The organism is Streptomyces sp. NPDC079167, from assembly GCF_040686735.1.
Taxonomy (GTDB): domain Bacteria; phylum Actinomycetota; class Actinomycetes; order Streptomycetales; family Streptomycetaceae; genus Streptomyces.
This window is the reverse complement of record NZ_JBFBLO010000014.1, coordinates 151,503-173,420: the sequence shown is the minus strand read 5'-3', so window position 1 is coordinate 173,420 and position 21,918 is coordinate 151,503. Positions and strand designations below refer to the sequence as shown.

Genomic DNA, 21,918 nt, shown 5'->3' with positions numbered 1-21,918 from the left:
AAAACCACAGGAGTAGATGTGAAGCGCAGCAAGAACCTCCGCGCTGCGGACGCGAAGATCGACCGGGAGCGTACGTACGCCCCGCTCGAGGCCGTCCGTCTCGCCAAGGACACCGCCGCCACCAAGTTCGACGGCACCGTCGAGGTCGCGTTCTGCCTGGGTGTCGACCCTCGCAAGGCCGACCAGATGGTCCGTGGCACCGTGAACCTCCCGCACGGCACCGGCAAGACCGCCCGGGTCCTGGTCTTCGCGACCGGTGACCGTGCTGCGGCCGCGGAAGCCGCCGGCGCCGACATCGTCGGCTCCGACGAGCTCATCGACGAGGTGGCGAAGGGCCGTCTGGACTTCGACGCCGTCGTCGCCACGCCGGACCTCATGGGCAAGGTCGGCCGCCTCGGCCGCGTGCTCGGTCCGCGTGGTCTGATGCCGAACCCGAAGACCGGCACCGTCACCCCCGATGTCGTCAAGGCCGTCAACGACATCAAGGGCGGAAAGATCGAGTTCCGCGTCGACAAGCACTCGAACCTCCACTTCATCATCGGCAAGACCTCTTTCGATGACACGAAGCTGGTCGAGAACTACGGCGCGGCCCTGGAGGAGATCCTCCGTCTGAAGCCGTCCGCCGCGAAGGGTCGCTTCATCAAGAAGGCGACCATGAGCACGACGATGGGCCCCGGCATCCCGCTGGACGCCAACCGCGTGCGCAACCTCCTCGTCGAGGAGGACCCGGCCGCCGTCTGAGCCTCCGTGCTCACCCGGTGACCGTGTCACGGCACGGGACGGGCCCCGCAGCCTCTTCGGAGGGTGCGGGGCCCGTCCTCGTACGAGCCTGCTCCGCAGGCCGTCCGAGAGCTGCTTAAACCTCTCGCACCGGTCGAACCGGGACGGATTTGCTCCGAACGGCTCCGGTCACGTAAGCTCCTCCAGAAGCCAAAGACCGCTGGTCGTTGCCGCACTCTCGTCAGAGGGGACGGCGACCGAAGGATCCGTCGAGAACGGGCGACCCGCGCAGGTGACTGTGGAAAGCTCCCGGATTCATCCGGTAGAGCTACGCCCTGGCGCCCGCGCTGGGGCGTTTCGTCTTTCCCGGCCCCTTCTGAGCGGTCCTCATCACCCGGAAGGAGGCCGACGCTCATGGCAAGGCCCGACAAGGCTGCCGCGGTAGCCGAGCTGACGGACCAGTTCCGTAGCTCGAGCGCCGCCGTGCTGACCGAGTACCGGGGTCTCACCGTGGCACAGCTCAGGCAGCTGCGCCGTTCGCTCGGTGAGAACGCCCAGTACGCCGTGGTGAAGAACACGCTGACCAAGATTGCGGCCAACGAGGCCGGGATCGACACGCTGGACGACCTGTTCTCGGGTCCGACAGCGGTTGCCTTCGTCACCGGTGACCCGGTGGAGTCGGCGAAGGGTCTTCGTGACTTCGCCAAGGACAACCCCAGCCTCATCATCAAGGGCGGTGTCCTTGATGGTAAGGCCGTAACCGCCGATGAGTTCAAGAAGCTCGCGGACCTCGAGTCCCGCGAGGTTCTGCTCGCCAAGCTGGCCGGCGCCATGAAGGGCAAGCAGACTCAGGCTGCGCAGCTCTTCCAGGCTCTGCCCTCGAAGTTCGTCCGCACCGCGGAAGCGCTTCGTGCCAAGAAGGCCGAGCAGGGCGGTGCCGGTACCCCGGCTCCCGCCGATGCCGAGGTGGCGGAGTAACACTCCGCGTCCACGGCTCGCAGCGGGCCCGTACGCCCGCCTACATATACATCCGGCACCTGCCGAATTAGTGGAAGGACGCCATCATGGCGAAGCTCAGCCAGGAAGACCTGCTCGCCCAGTTCGAGGAGCTCACCCTCATCGAGCTCTCCGAGTTCGTTAAGGCGTTCGAGGAGAAGTTCGACGTCACCGCCGCCGCCGCGGTCGCCGTCGCCGGCCCCGCCCAGGGTGGCCCCGCCGCCGAGGCCGCTGAGGAGCAGGACGAGTTCGACGTCGTCCTCACCGCCGCCGGTGACAAGAAGATCCAGGTCATCAAGGTCGTGCGTGAGCTGACCTCGCTGGGTCTGAAGGAGGCCAAGGACCTCGTCGACGGCGCCCCGAAGCCCGTCCTCGAGAAGGTCGCCAAGGAGGCCGCTGACAAGGCTGCCGAGTCCCTCAAGGCCGCCGGCGCTTCCGTCGAGGTCAAGTGACCCTGCGAGTCATCTGACTCCGCAAGGCAGTCCCTGCCGCGAGGCGGGGATGTCACATCGCAAAGGGCGATCACCCATCCGGGTGGTCGCCCTTTGGCGTGCCCCCGGAGGCTGCCTTGAACTTCCGTGCGCGACGAGTAGGGTGATCTTCGCCGTGCGTTTCTCCGGGGACGCCGCGAGGCGTCAACCGGCGTCCTTCCGGCGCAGGTGAAGATCGCCGGGCGTCCGCCGGGACCCCGGGGCCTTGACGAACCGCACGCGGCGCGCAATTCTCAGGACGCGTCGTCATCTCGATCCGCATCCGAGGCATGGATCGAGAGCGAAGAGGGCAGTAAAGAAGAGCGCACACCGCGCGAGGGCTATTCATAGGTGTTGAGAACAGCTGTTGAGAGCAACGTGGGTCTCTGAGAACCCCGACTGGACATCAGTGTGGCGTTTGGCTACACTGACCCTTTGCGCTGCCTGTTAGCTGCCTCCTGCCCGTCACCAGGGGCATGCCCACGCCTAGCATCGATGACCGGACATTCCCTGACCTTGGGATTCCTGTCTCTGTGTGCGGCTTGGGGCCGGTACGCGCGTAGTGAGTCCGAGCCCTCGGAAGGACCCCCTCTTGGCCGCCTCGCGCAACGCCTCGACCTCGAATACGAACAACGGTGCCAGCACCGCCCCGCTGCGCATCTCTTTTGCAAAGATCAAGGAGCCCCTCGAGGTTCCGAACCTCCTCGCGCTGCAGACCGAGAGCTTTGACTGGCTCCTCGGCAACGCCGCCTGGAAGGCTCGCGTCGAGGCTGCTCTGGACAGCGGACAAGACGTCCCCACCAAGTCCGGCCTGGAGGAAATCTTCGAGGAGATCTCCCCGATCGAGGACTTCTCCGGGTCGATGTCGCTCACCTTCCGCGACCACCGCTTCGAGCCCCCGAAGAACTCGATCGACGAGTGCAAGGAGCGCGACTTCACGTTCGCCGCGCCGCTCTTCGTCACGGCCGAGTTCACCAACAACGAGACCGGCGAGATCAAGTCCCAGACGGTCTTCATGGGCGACTTCCCGCTCATGACCAACAAGGGCACCTTCGTCATCAACGGCACCGAGCGTGTCGTCGTGTCGCAGCTCGTGCGCTCGCCGGGTGTCTACTTCGACTCCTCCATCGACAAGACGTCCGACAAGGACATCTTCTCCGCCAAGATCATCCCGTCCCGGGGTGCCTGGCTGGAGATGGAGATCGACAAGCGCGACATGGTCGGTGTCCGCATCGACCGCAAGCGCAAGCAGTCCGTCACCGTCCTCCTGAAGGCTCTCGGCTGGACCACCGAGCAGATCCTCGAGGAGTTCGGCGAGTACGAGTCGATGCGCGCCACCCTGGAGAAGGACCACACCCAGGGCCAGGACGACGCGCTGCTCGACATCTACCGCAAGCTGCGCCCGGGCGAGCCGCCGACGCGCGAGGCCGCTCAGACGCTGCTCGAGAACCTCTACTTCAACCCGAAGCGCTACGACCTCGCGAAGGTCGGCCGCTACAAGGTGAACAAGAAGCTCGGCGCCGACGAGCCGCTCGACGCCGGTGTCCTCACCAGCGACGACATCATCGCCACCATCAAGTACCTGGTGAAGCTGCACGCCGGTGAGACCGAGACCGTCGGTGAGTCCGGCCGCTCGATCATGGTCGAGACCGACGACATCGACCACTTCGGCAACCGCCGTATCCGTAACGTCGGTGAGCTGATCCAGAACCAGGTCCGTACGGGTCTCGCCCGTATGGAGCGCGTCGTGCGTGAGCGCATGACCACTCAGGACGTCGAGGCGATCACGCCGCAGACCCTGATCAACATCCGGCCGGTCGTCGCCTCCATCAAGGAGTTCTTCGGCACCAGCCAGCTGTCCCAGTTCATGGACCAGAACAACCCGCTGTCGGGGCTGACGCACAAGCGTCGTCTGAACGCCCTCGGCCCGGGTGGTCTCTCCCGTGAGCGGGCCGGCTTCGAGGTCCGTGACGTCCACCCCTCGCACTACGGCCGCATGTGCCCGATCGAGACGCCCGAAGGCCCGAACATCGGTCTGATCGGCTCGCTGGCCTCCTACGGGCGCATCAACCCGTTCGGCTTCATCGAGACGCCGTACCGCAAGGTCGTCGAGGGCGTCGTCACCGACGACGTCGACTACCTGACGGCCGACGAAGAGGACCGCTTCGTGATCGCCCAGGCGAACGCGACGCTCTCCGAGGACATGCGCTTCACCGAGGCACGCGTCCTGGTCCGCCGGCGTGGCGGCGAGATCGACTACATCCCCGGCGACGACGTCGACTACATGGACGTCTCGCCGCGCCAGATGGTGTCGGTCGCCACCGCGATGATCCCGTTCCTCGAGCACGACGACGCCAACCGTGCCCTCATGGGCGCGAACATGATGCGTCAGGCCGTCCCGCTCATCAAGAGCGAGGCGCCGCTGGTCGGCACCGGCATGGAGTACCGCTGTGCCACCGACGCCGGTGACGTGCTCAAGGCCGAGAAGGCGGGTGTGGTCCAGGAGGTCTCCGCGGACTACATCACCGTGACGAACGACGACGGCACGTACACCACGTACCGCATCTCGAAGTTCTCGCGCTCCAACCAGGGCACCTCGGTCAACCAGAAGGTCGTCGTCTCCGAGGGCGACCGCGTGATCGAGAGCCAGGTCCTCGCCGACGGGCCGGCCACCGAGAACGGTGAGATGGCGCTCGGCAAGAACCTGCTCGTGGCGTTCATGCCGTGGGAGGGTCACAACTACGAGGACGCGATCATCCTGTCGCAGCGCCTCGTGCAGGACGACGTCCTCTCCTCGATCCACATCGAGGAGCACGAGGTCGACGCCCGTGACACCAAGCTCGGCCCGGAGGAGATCACCCGGGACATCCCGAACGTCTCCGAGGAGGTCCTCGCCGACCTCGACGAGCGCGGCATCATCCGTATCGGTGCCGAGGTCGTCGCCGGTGACATCCTCGTCGGCAAGGTCACGCCCAAGGGTGAGACCGAGCTGACGCCGGAGGAGCGCCTGCTCCGCGCGATCTTCGGTGAGAAGGCGCGCGAGGTGCGCGACACCTCGCTGAAGGTGCCGCACGGTGAGATCGGCAAGGTCATCGGCGTCCGCGTCTTCGACCGCGAAGAGGGCGACGAGCTGCCGCCGGGCGTGAACCAGCTGGTCCGCGTCTACGTCGCGCAGAAGCGCAAGATCACCGATGGTGACAAGCTCGCCGGCCGTCACGGCAACAAGGGCGTCATCTCGAAGATCCTCCCGATCGAGGACATGCCGTTCCTGGAGGACGGCACCCCGGTCGACATCATCCTCAACCCGCTGGGTGTCCCGTCCCGAATGAACCCGGGACAGGTCCTGGAGATCCACCTCGGCTGGCTCGCCAGCCGCGGCTGGGACGTCTCCGGCCTCGGTGACGAGTGGGCACAGCGCCTGCAGGCCATCGGCGCCGACCAGGTCGCCCCCGGCACCAACGTCGCCACGCCCGTCTTCGACGGTGCGCGCGAGGACGAGATCTCCGGTCTCTTCGGAGCCACGATCCCGAACCGCGACGGCGACCGCCTGGTGCAGCCCTCCGGCAAGGCCCAGCTGTTCGACGGTCGCTCCGGCGAGCCGTTCCCGGACCCGGTCTCGGTCGGGTTCATGTACATCCTCAAGCTGCACCACCTGGTCGACGACAAGCTCCACGCGCGTTCGACCGGCCCGTACTCCATGATCACGCAGCAGCCGCTGGGTGGTAAGGCGCAGTTCGGTGGGCAGCGATTCGGTGAGATGGAGGTGTGGGCCCTTGAGGCTTACGGCGCCGCATACGCCCTCCAGGAACTGCTGACGATCAAGTCCGACGACGTGACCGGCCGCGTGAAGGTCTACGAGGCGATCGTCAAGGGCGAGAACATCCCCGAGCCCGGCATCCCCGAGTCCTTCAAGGTGCTCATCAAGGAGATGCAGTCGCTCTGCCTCAACGTGGAGGTGCTGTCCTCGGACGGCATGTCCATCGAGATGCGCGACACGGACGAGGACGTCTTCCGCGCGGCGGAGGAGCTCGGTATCGACCTGTCCCGGCGCGAGCCGAGCAGCGTCGAAGAGGTCTGACGGGTTGTCCGGCCGGATCCTCGTGATCCGGCCGGCTCTCCCCGGACCCGTTCAGACCATTGCTGAAGTGCCCCGATTTCTCGCGTGAAGCGAGGGGGCTCGAACCCCCGAAAGAGGGATTGACGACAAGTGCTCGACGTCAACTTCTTCGACGAGCTGCGGATCGGCCTTGCCACCGCGGACGACATCCGGACCTGGTCCCACGGCGAAGTGAAGAAGCCGGAGACCATCAACTACCGCACGCTCAAGCCCGAGAAGGACGGACTCTTCTGCGAGAAGATCTTCGGTCCGACCCGGGACTGGGAGTGCTACTGCGGCAAGTACAAGCGTGTCCGCTTCAAGGGCATCATCTGTGAGCGCTGTGGCGTAGAGGTCACGCGCGCAAAGGTGCGCCGTGAGCGCATGGGTCACATCGAGCTTGCCGCTCCCGTCACCCACATCTGGTACTTCAAGGGCGTCCCGTCGCGCCTCGGATACCTGCTGGACCTCGCGCCGAAGGACCTCGAGAAGGTCATCTACTTCGCCGCGTACATGATCACGTTCGTCGACGAGGAGCGCCGCACGCGTGACCTCCCGTCGCTGGAGGCGCATGTCTCCGTCGAGCGTCAGCAGGTCGAGAACCGCCGTGACTCGGACCTCGAGAACCGTGCCAAGAAGCTCGAGACCGACCTGGCCGAGCTCGAGGCCGAGGGCGCCAAGGCCGACGTACGCCGCAAGGTGCGCGAAGGTGCCGAGCGTGAGATGAAGCAGCTGCGTGACCGTGCGCAGCGCGAGATCGACCGTCTCGACGAGGTGTGGAGCCGCTTCAAGAACCTCAAGGTCCAGGACCTCGAGGGCGACGAGCTGCTCTACCGCGAGCTGCGTGACCGCTTCGGCACGTACTTCGACGGCTGCATGGGCGCCGCCGCCCTGCAGAAGCGCCTGGAGTCCTTCGACCTCGACGAGGAGGCCGAGCGCCTCCGCGAGATCATCCGTACCGGCAAGGGCCAGAAGAAGACCCGTGCGCTCAAGCGCCTCAAGGTCGTCTCCGCGTTCCTGCAGACCAGCAACAAGCCCAAGGGCATGGTGCTCGACTGCGTGCCGGTCATCCCGCCGGACCTGCGTCCGATGGTGCAGCTGGACGGTGGCCGCTTCGCGACCTCCGACCTGAACGACCTGTACCGCCGTGTGATCAACCGCAACAACCGCCTCAAGCGTCTCCTTGACCTCGGTGCCCCCGAGATCATCGTGAACAACGAGAAGCGGATGCTGCAGGAGGCCGTCGACGCGCTGTTCGACAACGGCCGCCGCGGTCGCCCGGTCACCGGTCCCGGTAACCGTCCCCTGAAGTCCCTCAGCGACATGCTGAAGGGCAAGCAGGGCCGTTTCCGTCAGAACCTCCTCGGCAAGCGCGTGGACTACTCCGCGCGTTCCGTGATCGTCGTCGGTCCGCAGCTCAAGCTGCACCAGTGCGGTCTGCCGAAGGCGATGGCGCTGGAGCTCTTCAAGCCGTTCGTGATGAAGCGCCTGGTGGACCTGAACCACGCGCAGAACATCAAGTCGGCCAAGCGCATGGTCGAGCGTGGCCGCACCGTCGTGTACGACGTCCTCGAAGAGGTCATCGCCGAGCACCCGGTGCTGCTGAACCGTGCGCCCACCCTGCACCGCCTCGGCATCCAGGCCTTCGAGCCGCAGCTGGTCGAGGGCAAGGCCATCCAGATCCACCCGCTCGTCTGCACCGCGTTCAACGCGGACTTCGACGGTGACCAGATGGCCGTGCACCTTCCGCTCTCCGCGGAGGCGCAGGCCGAGGCCCGCATCCTGATGCTGTCCTCGAACAACATCCTGAAGCCGGCCGACGGTCGTCCCGTCACCATGCCGACCCAGGACATGGTGCTGGGTCTCTTCTTCCTCACCACGGACGAAGAGGGCCGCAACGTCAAGGGCACGGACCGCGCGTTCGGCTCCACGGCCGAGGCCACCATGGCCTTCGACGCCCGCGAGCTGTCGCTCCAGGCGAAGGTCGACATCCGCTTCCCGGTGGGCACCATGCCCCCGCGTGGCTGGGTGCCGCCGGTCGCCGAGGAGGGCGAGCCCGAGTACCAGCCGGGTGACACCTTCCGGCTGCGTACGAGCCTGGGCCGCGCGCTCTTCAACGAGCTGCTGCCCGAGGACTACCCGTTCGTCGACTACTCGGTGGGCAAGAAGCAGCTCTCCGAGATCGTCAACGACCTGGCCGAGCGCTACCCCAAGGTCATCGTGGCGGCGACGCTCGACAACCTGAAGGCGGCCGGTTTCCACTGGGCGACCCGCTCCGGTGTGACCGTGGCCATCTCCGACGTCGTCGTGCCCGAGGCCAAGAAGGCCATCGTCAAGGGCTACGAGGAGCAGGACGAGAAGGTCCAGAAGCAGTACGAGCGCGGTCTGATCACCAAGGACGAGCGCACGCAGGAGCTCATCGCGATCTGGACCAAGGCGACCAACGAGGTTGCCGAGGCGATGAACGCGAACTTCCCGAAGACGAACCCCATCTTCATGATGGTCGACTCGGGTGCCCGAGGAAACATGATGCAGATGCGTCAGATCGCGGGTATGCGTGGTCTGGTGTCGAACGCCAAGAACGAGACGATTCCCCGTCCCATCAAGGCGTCCTTCCGTGAGGGCCTCACCGTTCTGGAGTACTTCATCTCCACGCACGGTGCCCGTAAGGGTCTGGCGGACACCGCCCTGCGTACCGCCGACTCGGGTTACCTGACCCGTCGTCTGGTGGACGTCTCGCAGGACGTGATCATTCGCGAGGAGGACTGCGGCACCGACCGCGGCCTCAAGCTGAAGATCGCCGTCAAGGGTGCCGACGGTGTCCTCCGCAAGACGGAGGACGTCGAGACCTCGGTCTACGCCCGCATGCTCGCCGAGGACGTCGTCGTCGACGGCAAGGTCATCGCGCCTGCCAACGTCGACCTCGGTGACGTCCTGATCGACGCCCTCGTGGGCGCCGGCGTCGAGGAGGTCAAGACCCGCTCGGTCCTGACCTGTGAGTCCGCGGTCGGCACCTGTGCCTTCTGCTACGGACGCTCGCTCGCCACCGGCAAGCTGGTCGACATCGGTGAGGCGGTCGGCATCATCGCCGCCCAGTCCATCGGTGAGCCCGGTACCCAGCTGACGATGCGTACCTTCCACACCGGTGGTGTGGCCGGTGACGACATCACGCAGGGTCTGCCGCGTGTCGTCGAGCTCTTCGAGGCGCGTACGCCCAAGGGTGTCGCCCCGATCTCGGAGGCCAAGGGCCGGGTCCGCATCGAGGAGACCGAGAAGACCAAGAAGCTCGTCGTCACCCCGGACGACGGCAGCGAGGAGACGGCGTTCCCGATCTCCAAGCGTGCCCGTCTCCTGGTCGGCGAGGGCGACGCGGTCGAGGTGGGCCAGAAGCTCACCGTCGGTGCCACCAACCCGCACGACGTGCTGCGGATCCTCGGTCAGCGCGCGGTCCAGGTTCACCTGGTCGGCGAGGTCCAGAAGGTCTACAACTCGCAGGGTGTGTCGATCCACGACAAGCACATCGAGATCATCATCCGGCAGATGCTGCGCCGTGTGACGATCATCGAGTCCGGCGACGCGGAGCTGCTGCCGGGCGAGCTCGTCGAGCGCTCGAAGTTCGAGACCGAGAACCGTCGTGTGGTCACCGAGGGCGGTCACCCCGCCTCCGGCCGTCCGCAGCTGATGGGTATCACCAAGGCCTCGCTCGCCACCGAGTCGTGGCTGTCGGCGGCGTCCTTCCAGGAGACGACCAGGGTCCTGACCGACGCGGCGATCAACGCCAAGTCGGACTCCCTGATCGGCCTCAAGGAGAACGTCATCATCGGTAAGCTCATCCCGGCCGGTACGGGTCTCTCCCGCTACCGCAACATCCGGGTCGAGCCGACCGAGGAAGCCAAGGCCGCGATGTACTCGGCCGTCGGCTACGACGACATCGACTACTCGCCGTTCGGCACGGGCTCCGGCCAGGCCGTTCCGCTGGAGGACTACGACTACGGTCCGTACAACCAGTAACAGTGAGTGAGAAGGGCGCCCATCCCGTCGCGTACGGGGTGGGCGCCCTTCTGTGTGCCGACGTACGGCGGTTCAGCGCATGGATTCCCACAGGGCGACGGCGAGTGCGGCGGTCGCGGTGAGCGCGCCGATGCTCGCCAGCGGCCAGCGGGAACGTTCCAGTGTGTCCAGGCGGGCCTCGTGGTCCGCCAGTTGTTTGTCGGTCTGGTCGCTGCGCTGCACCAGCAGCGCGAGCTGGCCGTCGGCGCGGGCGAAGCCGGCCTCCAGCGAGCCGCGCAGGCGCTCCAGTTCCAGGGCGACGGCGACCGGGTTGTTCGGGTCAGTCTCGGTCACGGGCGGCTCCCACGGTCTCGTTCCCCGGCGGTTCGGTGCGGAGCCACGCGGGGAGAAGCGCCTGCACGCCGGGTACGGCCATCACCCGGGTCAGCGCCCCCGCGACGGCCAGGGACCCGGCGACCCAGGGCAGGGCCGCCGGAAGGCCGGACGCGTCGACAAGCGCGGGCAGGAGCACGGCAAGGGCGAGGCCGGTCTGGACCACGGTGCGGGCGGTGCGGCGGGTGGCATCGGACATGGCTGTGGACTCCTCACTTCGTGTGCGGGACCTTGAGGGCGTTCCAGGAGGTGCGGCCCGGAACCCCGTCGGCATCGCTGCCCCGGAAGCCGAGCTTGCGCTGCCAGGCGGCGTACGAGCGGCGGTCCGCGTCGGTCCAGCGGGGGCCCGGCCCGACGGCGTAGGACGAGCAGCCCTCGGCGACGAGCCGGCGGCCCATGGCGGTGATCACGGCGGAGCTGGTGCGGCCGGTGAAGAACGAGGCTCCGGGGAACGGCTGGTAGCGGGAGGCGGCCGTCCCGCCGGAGGGCCTGCCCGTGGAACCGCCGCTCGCCGGTCCGCTGAGCCGGGCGGCGATGCGGTTCCGCATGGACGGCATGGTGAAGCCGCGCGGGTCGACCTTCCAGTCGGACCACTCGAGGTGGCCGATGACGCTGCGGGCGGACCAGCCGTGGGCCCGGCAGATGGCGGCCGAGACGCGTTCGATCGCGTCGAGCTGGGCGTCCGGCCAGGGGTCCTCGCCGTCGCCGAGGTTGACGCACTCGAAACCGTAGAAGCGGGCGTTGCCGTCGACGGATCCGGCGCTGCCGTCGTGTTCGTGGGGGGCGGGCGGGCGGTCGCCGTAGTCCTCCGCGATCACCCGCTGGAGTACGGCAGGGTCGCCGCCGCCCGCGTGGTTGGCGCGGCCGTTGCCGACGAGGTGGACGGTGCCCGCCTTGTCGATGACGCCGTGGCAGAGCGGGCCGGGCAGCGTCGAGTGGCCGTTGTAGCAGAGCGCCACGGACGCGTCGGTGCCGCTGCTGACGGTGTGGTGGATCATGACGCCGTTCAGCGGGCCCCAGGCGCCCTTGTGGTTGCGGTTGTGGGTGCGCCAGTCCGCGTACTCGACGACGGTGACGCCTTCGGCGTGCAGGGCGGCGAGCAGTTGGCCGGCGGTCAGGGGAGTGGCCATGGATGTGTTCCTTTCGGGACAGCCCGTGCGGCGGGGCCCCGCACCGGGTGGCGCGGGGCCCCGCACAGGTGTGTCAGGAGAGTGCTGCCCAGATCGCGTTGGAGTCCGCGACCACCTTGTCGAGGGCGAAGGAGGTGGGGAGCGAGGTCTGGCCGGTGGTGCTGAGCCGGCCGTGGCGGATGAACTTCCCCGGCATCCGGGCGCTGCCGCCCGGGGCCTCGCCCACGTGGGCGCCCCGCGAGAAGGCGGGGCCGTTGGTGTTGGGGCTGGGCCCGTTGACGACGAGCCCGATCCAGTAGTTGCCCGCCTTGGCGTTGTACGGGGCGGCCAGCGGGCAGACCACGGTCGTACCCTCGGTCTTGGGGATCAGGGTGGTGAGGTTGGCGGTCAGGCCGACCCGGACGCCGGCACCGGTGTAGAGCCCGGCGAAGGAAGAGGTGCTGAGCGTGCCGCCGACGTAGCCCGGAACGTAGAACACCAGGTTGTTCACGGTGGCGGGCGCGTGCAGCGGGATGCCGATCAGGTACACCCAGCCGTTGATGCAGTACTGGGGGGTGGGTGCGGCGGCCGCCGCCGGGTCGAACGCCCAGCCGCTGAAGCCCATCGACGACGGGGTCCAGGTGCCCGCCGCCGAGACGGCGTCCACGTAGCCGCGCCGGGCCAGGTGGTCGTCGGTGGTCGGTGCGGCCGTGGTGGAGGGCGGGGTGACGAACGTCTTGGGCCCGTCGATCTCCTGGGCCCCTGCGAGCAGGACCCCTTCGCCCACCGGCACCGCCGCCACGTCGGACGCGGTGAGGGTGACCTCGCCGGTGAGGCCGTTGACCGAGGTGACGGGGGCGCCGTCGAGTGCGAGGTAGCGGGCGTCGCCGGCCGCCTGGGTCAGCGCGCCCAGGTCGTTCGCCGTGAGCAGGACGTCGCCGGTCTGCCCGTTGACGGAGGCGACGGCGCCGCCGCCCGCCGGGAGCTGGGCGGCCGGGACGAGGCCGTCGATGCCGAGGGTGGCGACGCCGCCCGGCGCTCCCGCCGACGCGGAGGCGAGGGCGGAGACGTCCGCCGCGCCGAGCACGATGTCGGGCTCGGTGTGCCCGTTGACGGAGTGCACCGCGCCGGCCGGTCCGGCCGGCCCCTGCGGGCCGGGGCCGCCGGCGGGTCCCGGCGGCCCCGGTACGGCGACGTACTGCGGGGCGCCCGGATCGGCCGGGGCGATGTCGGCGAGGTCCACGGTGGGCAGGGCGGCGGTGAGCACGATCTGGTAAGTACGTCCGCCGCGTGCGAGCCCGGCGAGCTTCTCGGTGACGGTGTACGTCCAGACGGTGGGATTCCAGCCCGGGGCGTCGGTGGCGGGCAGGACGACGCTGATGCGGCCCTCCGCGTCGAGCGTGGCCCGGGTCGGTCCGCCCAGGAAGAGGTCCTCCTCGGCGTGGGTCAGGAGCGCCGGGGGACGGAATTCGACGGTGCCGCTCATCGGGCGGCCGTCGGGGGTCATGTAGCGGGCGGTGACGGTGACGGTGGGGATGTTCTCAGGCAGCACTCGGGTGCCCTCCTCGGTGGTTGTCGGGGTTGGCCGTCCGGCCTGGCCCCGGCGTCAGGACTGGACGCCGTACAGCGCCAGCGGGCGGCAGCGCAGGGTGTCGCCGGTGGCCGCGACCCTGGCCTGGATCTCGAAGGTGACCGTGGTGCCGAAGGCGGCGGGAAGCCGCTCGGTGAACACCAGGCCGTCGCCGGGGGCGCCCACCCCCGCGAGCTGGACGCCGTCGACGAGCAGCCGCACCTCGGCGCCCGTACTGCCCTCGGCGGCGACCGCGCAGTGCAGCCGCGCGTGCTGGACGATGCCCGGGCCCCGGTAGAGCGTCGTCCAGGCGGTCGACCCGGTGGACTCCCAGCGCGCCTCGTCGGCCGGGGCGGGCAGCGGGTACGGGATGTACGGGCGGGCCAGACCTCCGTGGGCGGCGTCGTCGGCGACGACCACGTTGCCCCGGCGGTCGAAGACCTGCACCGGCTGGACGGGCAGGGTGTCCGGGGCCGCCGTCCAGATGGTCAGGGCGAGGGAGCCGTCGTCACGTCGTACGACGAAGCCCTGCTGCGGGTCGTCCGTTCCGCGGTCGGGCTGGACACGGCCCAGGTAGAGCAGGTCCTCGTCGCCGGAGGTGCGGACGCGGAGCCGGCCCCTGTCGCCGATGACGACCTCGCCGCCCATGATCCGGTTCAGCGCGGGTGTGGTGTTGGCGCTGCCCATGAGGTCCCTGACCTGGCGTTCCAGAGCGCGGATGCGGTCGAGCAGATCGGTGGGGATGATCGCCACGGGTCAGGCTCCTTCCAGGTAGAGGACGGCGGTCTCGGCCTTGGTGCGCTGCGGCGGGGTGACGGCGATCCCGACGATCCGGTAGGCGGCGTCGAGGCCCTCGTGGTGCCACAGGTCGTGGATCCGGAGCCGGATGCGGGCGCCGAGGAGGGCCGGGGTGATCCGTCCGTCCAGCAGCACGGTCAGTTCCGGGATGACCTCGGGCCGGTTCTGCCGGGCCAGTTCGGCGCGGGCCAGCGAGCGCAGCGTCGCCTCGTCGGTGACGCCGCTGTGGTCGGAGGTCAGCTCCAGACGGGGCCAGCCGGCCTCCAGGTCGCCGGGGGACTCCTCGCTGACGGTGAGCGGCTGGGACTCCTGGGACTGGTCGGTGTTGTCGGAGTCGCCCCGCGCCACCCAGACGTTCGCCTGCACGGTGGAGTCCGTCGGCAGGCTGTAGGTGAGCACCTGGCCGGGATGGTTCAGGACGATGTCCGTGTGGCCGGTGCGGATCTGCGGGTGGCCGAGCTGGAGACGCTTGACCCGGCGGCCTTCGGCGTCCCGGTAGCAGTAGATGCGCCACTCGAATCCGTCGCTCAACTGCCCGAGGTTGTCGATGAGTTCGCGGACGCGGGCGAGTGCGGAGTAGGCGTAGGCGTAGTCCCGCACCACCCCGGACCTGTCGTGTCCGGTGATGATGCCGATGTCACCGCCGGGCTGCTCCTGCGCGTGGTCGATCAGGGTGCGGGCGATGTCGAACTGGTCCGTGCCGGTGCCCGCCAGGCCGTCGGCGAGGATGCGGTGGTCCAGGTACGAGTCGAACGTGCCGGCCTGGAACTGCACCATGACCCGGCCCTGTTCGTCGGAGACCGGCGTGCAGGTCCACAGGATCCCGCCCCACCAGATGTCGCCGTCCCGCTCCAGCCAGACCGCGGTGCGGCCGGGCTGGAGGGCGGCCCGCGCCCGGGCGGCCAGCGCGGCCCCGGGCAGGGGGACGTTGGCGGTGAGCGACCCGGGCTTGCCTATGTAGTCGTCGAACTTGGTCTCCGTGAGCGGCAGCACGTCCAGCAGACGGTCCGTGCGCAGGTCGCAGAAGAGTGCCCGGTAGACGGGCGTGGTGACGGATGCGGTCATCGGCTGCCTCACACGAGCGGGTCGACGCGGATGAAACGGTTGTCGTACCAGCCCTTGTTGTTGGTCGCGGACGATTGGTAGGCGGAGACCGCCGTGTACACCGCGCCGGCCTGGAGTCCCGTGACGCGGAACGTGGCCGTCACCGACGTCAGCAATTTCGACGAGACGACCGCGGAGCGGGCTTCGTGCGCGTCGACGACCAGGGCCCCGTCCTTGCGGATGGTGGCGCTCATCCGGGACCACTGCCCGTCGGCGGCGGTGTTGCCCATGAACCCGACGGTGACCAGGACGGCGCCCGTCACCGGCACGGTGAACGTGGTGGTGACGGTCGGGCCGTTCGTGTCGGCCACCGCCTCGACCCAGGTGGTGGTGGAGCAGTAGCCGCCGTCGGTCTGGATCGCGTACGCCGACGAGGGGACGGCCGGCCGCCAGACGGTGCCGTCCCAGCGCTGGAGCCTTCCGGCCTCGTCGCGGTACTGGCCGGTGTACTCGCCTGCCGCGAGTGCCCCCTGCGGGGCGATGCCGCCGGTCTCGCGGGGGTAGCTCGTCCAGCGGGTGCCGTCCCAGCGCTGGAGGGTGCTGGAGGTGTCGCGGTACTGGCCCGGGTACCCGCCGGGCGTGTCGCGGTTCCAGGAGTCGGCGAGGATGCCGCCGACGGCGACCGTCGACACCCGCAGGTCGTACACCGCGTCCGCCCAGGGGATGCCACCGGTGCCCACCGAGGCGCCGGCGGGCACGGTGACATGGGCGAGCGGCAGCGAGGCCTCCGGGACCTCCGGCGGCTCGGGGGTGGCCCCGGCCTTGCCCACGACGACCTCCAGGACGGCCTCCGTACGGTTCCCGCCGTCGGCCTGGGCGTCGTACACGCGCAGGACCACCAGGTCGATACGCGGGTTGGAGGCGTCTCCGTCGCCGAAGGTCACCTCGGTGTAGTCGGTGAGGACGACCGGGTAGGCGCCGGCCGACTCGCGGCCCTGGATCACCGCGCGGCCCGGCGAGACGGTGGCCTTCATCCCGGCGTTCTCGCCGAAGACGTAGAGGGCCGACATCAGGTACTCGCCGTCGGTGGAGCCCGGGATCACACCACTGGTGGTGGTCAGCGCCCCGCTGGGGGCCATGGTGCCGACGGGCGAGAGCCGGGTGTCGGCCCGGGACTGACCGGTCTCGGTCTCGGTGCGGTTGACGAGCCAGGCACTGCGTACGGGCATGTTGTCCTCCTGGGAAGTGATGGGGTGTCGGTGGTGACGCGCGGGGTCACCAGTGGGCGTCGCGCCAGCGCAGGGTGGCGGAGGCCCGGGGGTCGGGGGTGGCGTCGTCGGAGCGGAAGGCGAGTTCGGTGGTGCCCGGCGCCAGGTTGAACAGCTGCTCGGGCACCGAGGCGGGGGAGGCGGTGTAGAGCCGGGAAGCGGTGCCGTTGAGCAGCACCGTGCCGGACTCGGTGTCCACCGACAGCACGTCCTGGGGGCCCAGCACGATGTCGTACTGGAGCTGCCGGCCGTCGCTGAGCCGGGTCAGCGTCGGGCGGCGGAGCGGGCCGCGGAACTCGATCACCGGGTGGGCCGCCGCCGCGCCGTCGTTGACGGCGGTGCAGGTGCCCGCGGCACCGGTCGTCCCCCACTCCAGGGGCCACTCCAGGCCCATCCCGGCGGCCCCGGGCACGGCCGGCCAGTCCAGGCCCGGTTCCATGACGGGCAGCGTGGCCCGTGTCTCCCGCAGGACGGCACCGAACCGGCGCGGATCGGTGGCGGTCCACTGCAAGCTGGCCTTGGACGTGCCGTGCACCACGAACGAGCGGTCCTGCGGCACGACCCGGCGGCTGACCCGGGCCCGGACGGCCAGCGTCTCGCCGTGCAGCCGCACGGCCAGCCACTGCTCGCCGCCGTCGGCGCCGGTGGCGGCGCGGAAGGCGGAGGCGACGCCGAGGGCCTGCCCGGCCGTCCGGGGCAGCAGCCAGACGGACGCGCCGACGAGCCGGGGCTGCGCCCAGCGGGCGCCGGGCCAGGCGCCGTGCTGGTCGGGGCGGGCGATGTCGCCCGTGTCGAGCACCGGCAGGTCGTCCCAGCCGGTGATCCCGGTGCGGTCGATCTCGTACGGCGTGCCGGGGCCCATCAGCAGTCCGGCCCACTGGATCTGCCCGTCGCGGGTGATCAGTGAGCCGGGTGCGGTCTCCTGGGGATATGTGGTTGTGGTCTCGGCCATGAGGGGCCGTCACCTCGCTTCAGTCGTGGGGCGGGTGGGTGCTCATGCCGCCGCCCCGTGCAGGAACAGCAGGTCGGTGGCGACGGCGAGCGGGCCGTTGCCCTCGGTGGCGTGGTACGCGCGCAGCCGTGAGCGGTCCGTCGAGCCGGTGGGGCCACTCGTGCGCGGCGCGGCCTCGGCGGGGCGCAGCCGGGTGAGCGCGGACAGCGGGAGGACGGTCGGGGCGGTGCCGGGCCCGGCGGGCCCGACGACCCCGCCTTCGGCGAGTTGCGGGATCTTGGGCAGGTCGACGCCGAACTTCTTGCCGAAGAAGCTGAAGCTGAGCTTGTTGAGGCCGTCGATGACCCAGTTGGCGAAGGAGATCAGCGCCTTGACCGGCCCGGTGACGGCCGCCATGACGCCCTGCATGCCGGTGCTGAGGAAGCGGCCGATGCCGTCCAGGGTCTTGGACATGGCGTCCTTGACCCGGGTGAACATGCCGGGGATCTTCTTCGTGATCCAGTCCAGGACGGGCTGGATGACCGTACGGAAGCCGCTCCAGGCCCGGCGGATGAGGCCGGACACGGCGTTGGTCGCGGAGGTGACGGTGTTCCGGGTGCCGTCGAAGTCCTTGGACAGGAGGGCGCCGACCACGGCCAGGACCGTGGTGACGACCGCGAAGGCGGCCTTGAAGTAGGCCGAGATCACGGTGGCGTACGCCTTGAGGACGGGACCGAGGAACTTCCCGATGGTCTGGAACACCTTGAGGACCTGGTCGAAGACCTGCTTCATGATCTTCTGGCCGGTCTGCGAGTTGAGCGCGTACTCGATGAGGTAGCCGACGAGCGGGGCGACCAGCCCGAGGACGAACCCGAGCGGGTTGGCGCGCATGGCGACGTTGACGGCGGTCATCGCGCCGGAGGCGACGGTGAGGGCGCCGCCGAAGAGGCCCATGAGCTTGGACACCGTGCCGGAGCCCTTGCCCAGCACACCGACGACTCCGCTGAACGCGGCGCCCTCGGTGGCGATGGAGTTGAGGGGTGCGACCGTGCTGCGGGCCTTGGTGGAGCCGGTACGGAGTTGGGTCGCCGTACGGCCGGCGGTCCGGCCCGCCTTGGTGAGGGACTTCCCGGCCCTGTCCGCACCGGTTTTGATCTGCCGGAGCTGGGTGCCGGCCGAGGTGGCGGAGCCCTTGATCCGGGCGGCGGCTGACCCGGCCCCGCTGATGCTCCGGGCCGCGGACCGTACGGACCGCGCGGCGCCGGTAAGACTGCCGCGGAAGGAACTCAGCGCGCCGGCGACTCCCGCGAACGGATCCGCGCCCGCACCGATCGCCGCGGCGCTCATCCGCGCGCCTTGGACAGGAAGAGCAGAGCGGTGGCCGTCTCCTGGAGGTCGGCCGTGGACGCCTCGTAGTAGTTCTCGATCTGGAAACCGGAGACCGCTCCGGCCGTGGCGTTGACCGAGTCGGCCCTGGCCCGGCGGGCGGTGTGGCGCAGCAGCCGGTCCAGCTTGGACAGCGGCAGCACGGCCTCGGCCTCACCGGCCTCGGCGACGATCGCGTGCACCCCGCCGTTGCGCGGGGCGACGATGCCGCCTGCCGCCAGCTGCGGGATCTTCGGCAGGCTGATGCCGAAGGTCTTGCCACCGACGCCGGGGACCCAGCCCGGGATCGAGACCTTGATGCGGTTGAGGCTGCCGATCGCGGAGTTGATGAGCCGGATCACGGAGTTGATCGGGCCCTTCACCGCTCCCGTGATCTTGTCGAAGGCCCGCTTGGCGATGCCCTGCAGTCCGCCCCAGATGCTGGACAGCTTCTCCTTGACCCTGCTGAAGGCCTTGGGGATGACGTCGCGGATCCAGTTGATGACAGGCGTGATGATCTTCTTGATGCCGTTCCAGACGCTGGAGATCACCTTCTTGACGGCGTTCATCACCGTCGTGATGATCTTCTTCCAGGCGTTGAAGTAGGTCGTGACGACCTTGGCGACGGCCTTGATGACGACGGTGATCGCCTTCTTGATGCCGTCCCAGACCGTCTTGATCAGTGCGCCGGCCTTCTTCATGATCGGCCCGACGGCCTTCATGACGGAGCTGATGACCTTCTTGATGGCGGCGAAGGCGACCTTGAGGACCTTCTGCATGGTCTTCGACCGGGCGGCCATCTCGACCACCTTCTGGACCAGCGGGGCGAGCAGGGACAGCAACTGGCCGACGAGGTTGCCCTTCATCGACTTGTTGAGCCCCTTCATGCCCTTGGACGCCTTGTCGGCCCCGGACTTGAACTTCCCGACCTGGGTGCCGCTCTTCTGGCCGGTCTTGCCGGCCTTGGACATGGAGCGCTCGGCCTTGTCGGCGGCGCGCTGGATGCTGGTGAGCTCGCGGGCGGATCCCTGGGCGGAGGTCTTGAGTTTCTTGAGACCGGTGTCGCCGGCTCGGACACCGGTGGCCAGAGATGTCACCGACTTCCCGGCGTTGGCCGCCTGCGAACGGAACCGGGTGAGGGCGGTGGATGACTTACCGACGGCTTGCGTCAGATTCATTCGGAATTTCCCTTGATCCGCAGCTTTTCAGGATCATGCTGCTGTTCGTCAGGCGAACGCTGCCGTGAGTTCGGTGACAGCACTGCGTAGAACCTTGACGTCGCTGGCGACACCCCGGACCAGTGGGCGAGACCTGTGGTCGATTCCTCGGTCCGTCCTGTTGGAAGGGCTGGCGTTCAGCCGGTCCTGCTCCTGCTGGGCTGCGCTTCCGGCTCGCCTGATCGCGTTCTTTATCTTCTGGACATCCTGGTCGATGTCCTTGATCTTCTCTATGTACTCCTTGTGATCCTCCAGGAGTTTCTCGTTCTCTTCCTTCGTTTTTCGGGCCGCCTTCTGGTGCTCGGATTCAATTCTCTTCTGAATCCTTGAGATGAACCCTTGGGAGAATTTCCACTCCCGAGTCGCTCCGAGAACCGTCAGGCCCTTCTCGTCGAGCTTGATGGCCGATACGCCGATGGTGAGAGCCGTGAGGCTGGCGGCGACCCCGGTCAGCCCTCCGGTGATCCCGGCAACGGTGTTGCTGATCCCGGCGAAGGTGTTCGACAGGCCGCTCTGCGTGGTGCGGAGGGATCTGTAGGAGTCTTTGAGCTTCGTGATGTCGGCGCTGTGGGTGCCGATATCGGTTTCTGCTTGCTCAAGATCTTTGTCCAGCTCGGCTATGTCTCTGGCCATGCTCTCCTCGCAATTTTCTCGGAGTGCTAGGATATTTTCCATGAGCACCGAAGACGTGCGTGTCGTACTTGTCGCGCCGATATCGCGGGAGCGGTATTTCGAGCCCCGAAAAAAATATTCGATCGCCTGGTATGCCGAGCGTTCCCTCGCGGTCGCCGACAGATTTGTTCCCGGTGCGGGCGTGGAGATCCTTCTCTATGGGGAAAGGCGCGACAAGGTCAACGTCGTCCGGACGGAACTGGACCCCTCGTCCCGTGCGAGTTGGGTCCAGGAATGGGCGACCAGACCGAACATGCGGCGAGGCCTTCTGGTGGACGCCGTTCCTCGTAGTCGTGTGGAAGAATTCTTCGACCTGTCCGACGAGTCGTTGATCAGGTCCAAGCCCCTGCCGGCCGTGGAGCTCGTCGTCCAGCACGCGGGTGCCGCGAAGGACGTGACCACCTTGGTGCTTTTCTGGCTGGATGGCAGGAGCCAGGCCAGAGAAATCCTGAAAGCTATCCACGCGTCCCGGACCGAGAACATCTTCTGGCAGTTCTTCGGGGATGAATCGGTCGTTGATTCACTGTGGCGTGAAGAGAAAGTGCACAAGGGGGAGTTCCTTCCCCATGTGTCCTTCCACTTCAACACGACCTGGAGCGTACGGAGGGTCAGCAGGGCGTTCTCACGCTGGCGCGCGGCCCAGGGTGTCTGACCGCTGTCGCGCGGATCTCTGAGGGCTTCCGGCAGGACCGAGGCCGCGCCGGGCTTCGGTACCCGGGCTTCCGGCGCGTTGGACTCCTCGTCGGTGCCGGCGGGGGCGAACCTCCGGTTGGCGCCGGCGGGATGGGCCACGGCCCCGGTGCCGGCCGAGCGGCCCACACCGTGGTGCCGCGGCAGGCCGGCTTCGAGAGCCTCGGCGTGTCCCTCGGTGATCGCGTCGAGGCCCAGCCTCCCGGGCGCACCCCGCCGCGGGAACCTCAGACGAAGAAGCGCATGAGCTCCGCGCGTGAGGGCCCTCCGGGCGGCGGGGAGTCCTCCACGGGCGGTTCCGCGGGCCCGTCGTCGTCCCCCGGCCTCGGCACGGGCACCGGCGGCTCCGGCGGATCGGAGTCCTCGTCCGTGTTGACGGAGGCGAACATCCAGTTGGCGGCGGCGAGATGGTCCACGGCGGCGGCCAGGAGGTAGTCCGTCACCGTCCATTCGGCACCGTCACCGTGGAGCTCCTGCGCTACGGCGCTGTCGCGTGGCATGTGCTTGACCAGCACCGCGAGCCGGCGCGAGGTCAGCCGGCCGCGGTACCAGTCCAGCAGGTCCACGCCGTAGTGCCGCAGCAGGTCGG

Annotated in this window: 18 protein-coding genes; 6 read left to right on the top strand and 12 right to left on the bottom strand. The window is 68.6% G+C overall.

Annotated elements, in window-relative coordinates:
- Positions 1–18: 18 nt before the first annotated feature.
- The 5 genes from rplA to AB0P41_RS27360 all read left to right on the top strand — a co-directional run bounded on the left by rplA (position 19) and on the right by AB0P41_RS27360 (position 10,293).
- Positions 19–741 (top strand): 50S ribosomal protein L1, encoded by a 723-nt coding sequence (rplA, locus tag AB0P41_RS27380; protein ID WP_356707715.1) that lies wholly within the window; start codon positions 19–21, stop codon positions 739–741.
- Positions 742–1,134: 393 nt separating this feature from the next.
- Positions 1,135–1,698, top strand: coding sequence for a 50S ribosomal protein L10 (gene rplJ / locus AB0P41_RS27375; protein WP_356707714.1), 564 nt, complete (start codon positions 1,135–1,137; stop codon positions 1,696–1,698).
- A gap of 86 nt (positions 1,699–1,784) precedes the next feature.
- A complete protein-coding gene (gene rplL, locus AB0P41_RS27370) occupies positions 1,785–2,168 on the top strand; it encodes a 50S ribosomal protein L7/L12 (protein ID WP_356707713.1) in 384 nt (127 codons plus the stop codon).
- Between the two features lie 610 nt (positions 2,169–2,778).
- A complete protein-coding gene (gene rpoB, locus AB0P41_RS27365; protein ID WP_356707712.1) occupies positions 2,779–6,264 on the top strand; it encodes a DNA-directed RNA polymerase subunit beta in 3,486 nt (1,161 codons plus the stop codon).
- A gap of 129 nt (positions 6,265–6,393) precedes the next feature.
- On the top strand, positions 6,394–10,293 hold the full coding sequence (locus AB0P41_RS27360; protein WP_014154600.1) for a DNA-directed RNA polymerase subunit beta': 3,900 nt from the start codon (positions 6,394–6,396) through the stop codon (positions 10,291–10,293).
- A gap of 72 nt (positions 10,294–10,365) precedes the next feature.
- Here AB0P41_RS27360 and AB0P41_RS27355 read toward each other — a convergent pair whose 3' ends face one another.
- The 11 genes from AB0P41_RS27355 to AB0P41_RS27305 all read right to left on the bottom strand — a co-directional run bounded on the left by AB0P41_RS27355 (position 10,366) and on the right by AB0P41_RS27305 (position 20,600).
- Positions 10,366–10,626: a hypothetical protein gene (locus AB0P41_RS27355; protein WP_356707711.1), complete on the bottom strand. Its 261-nt coding sequence runs from the start codon at positions 10,624–10,626 to the stop codon at positions 10,366–10,368.
- Positions 10,613–10,864: a hypothetical protein gene (locus AB0P41_RS27350; protein ID WP_356707710.1), complete on the bottom strand. Its 252-nt coding sequence runs from the start codon at positions 10,862–10,864 to the stop codon at positions 10,613–10,615. The genes AB0P41_RS27355 and AB0P41_RS27350 overlap by 14 nt, the downstream gene beginning before the upstream one ends.
- 13 nt (positions 10,865–10,877) lie before the next feature.
- A complete protein-coding gene (locus AB0P41_RS27345) occupies positions 10,878–11,795 on the bottom strand; it encodes a peptidoglycan-binding protein (protein ID WP_365934663.1) in 918 nt (305 codons plus the stop codon).
- Between the two features lie 73 nt (positions 11,796–11,868).
- Positions 11,869–13,326, bottom strand: a complete 1,458-nt coding sequence (locus AB0P41_RS27340; RefSeq protein WP_365934661.1) for a phage tail protein — start codon at positions 13,324–13,326, stop codon at positions 11,869–11,871.
- A gap of 54 nt (positions 13,327–13,380) precedes the next feature.
- The gene (locus tag AB0P41_RS27335; protein WP_356707707.1) at positions 13,381–14,097 is read right to left on the bottom strand and encodes a hypothetical protein; all 717 of its coding nucleotides are present in this window, start codon (positions 14,095–14,097) and stop codon (positions 13,381–13,383) included.
- 3 nt (positions 14,098–14,100) lie between these two features.
- The gene (locus AB0P41_RS27330; protein ID WP_356707706.1) at positions 14,101–15,207 is read right to left on the bottom strand and encodes a hypothetical protein; all 1,107 of its coding nucleotides are present in this window, start codon (positions 15,205–15,207) and stop codon (positions 14,101–14,103) included.
- 8 nt (positions 15,208–15,215) lie between these two features.
- A complete protein-coding gene (locus AB0P41_RS27325) occupies positions 15,216–16,415 on the bottom strand; it encodes a hypothetical protein (protein WP_365934659.1) in 1,200 nt (399 codons plus the stop codon).
- Between the two features lie 46 nt (positions 16,416–16,461).
- On the bottom strand, positions 16,462–17,406 hold the full coding sequence (locus AB0P41_RS27320) for a phage tail protein (protein ID WP_365934657.1): 945 nt from the start codon (positions 17,404–17,406) through the stop codon (positions 16,462–16,464).
- Between the two features lie 42 nt (positions 17,407–17,448).
- Positions 17,449–18,732, bottom strand: a complete 1,284-nt coding sequence (locus AB0P41_RS27315; protein WP_365934656.1) for a tape-measure protein — start codon at positions 18,730–18,732, stop codon at positions 17,449–17,451.
- The gene (locus tag AB0P41_RS27310) at positions 18,729–19,928 is read right to left on the bottom strand and encodes a phage tail protein (RefSeq protein ID WP_365934655.1); all 1,200 of its coding nucleotides are present in this window, start codon (positions 19,926–19,928) and stop codon (positions 18,729–18,731) included. The genes AB0P41_RS27315 and AB0P41_RS27310 overlap by 4 nt, the downstream gene beginning before the upstream one ends.
- A 48-nt stretch (positions 19,929–19,976) precedes the next feature.
- A complete protein-coding gene (locus AB0P41_RS27305; protein WP_365934653.1) occupies positions 19,977–20,600 on the bottom strand; it encodes a hypothetical protein in 624 nt (207 codons plus the stop codon).
- 40 nt (positions 20,601–20,640) lie between these two features.
- Between AB0P41_RS27305 and AB0P41_RS27300 the strand changes: the two genes are divergently transcribed.
- Positions 20,641–21,291 carry a VWA domain-containing protein gene (locus AB0P41_RS27300; protein ID WP_356707700.1) on the top strand — a complete coding sequence of 217 codons (651 nt, stop codon included), beginning with the start codon at positions 20,641–20,643 and terminating at the stop codon, positions 21,289–21,291.
- Positions 21,292–21,556: 265 nt separating this feature from the next.
- On the opposite strand, the gene AB0P41_RS27295 is transcribed toward AB0P41_RS27300, so the two are convergent.
- A complete protein-coding gene (locus AB0P41_RS27295) occupies positions 21,557–21,895 on the bottom strand; it encodes a hypothetical protein (protein ID WP_365934650.1) in 339 nt (112 codons plus the stop codon).
- Positions 21,896–21,918: the final 23 nt, after the last annotated feature.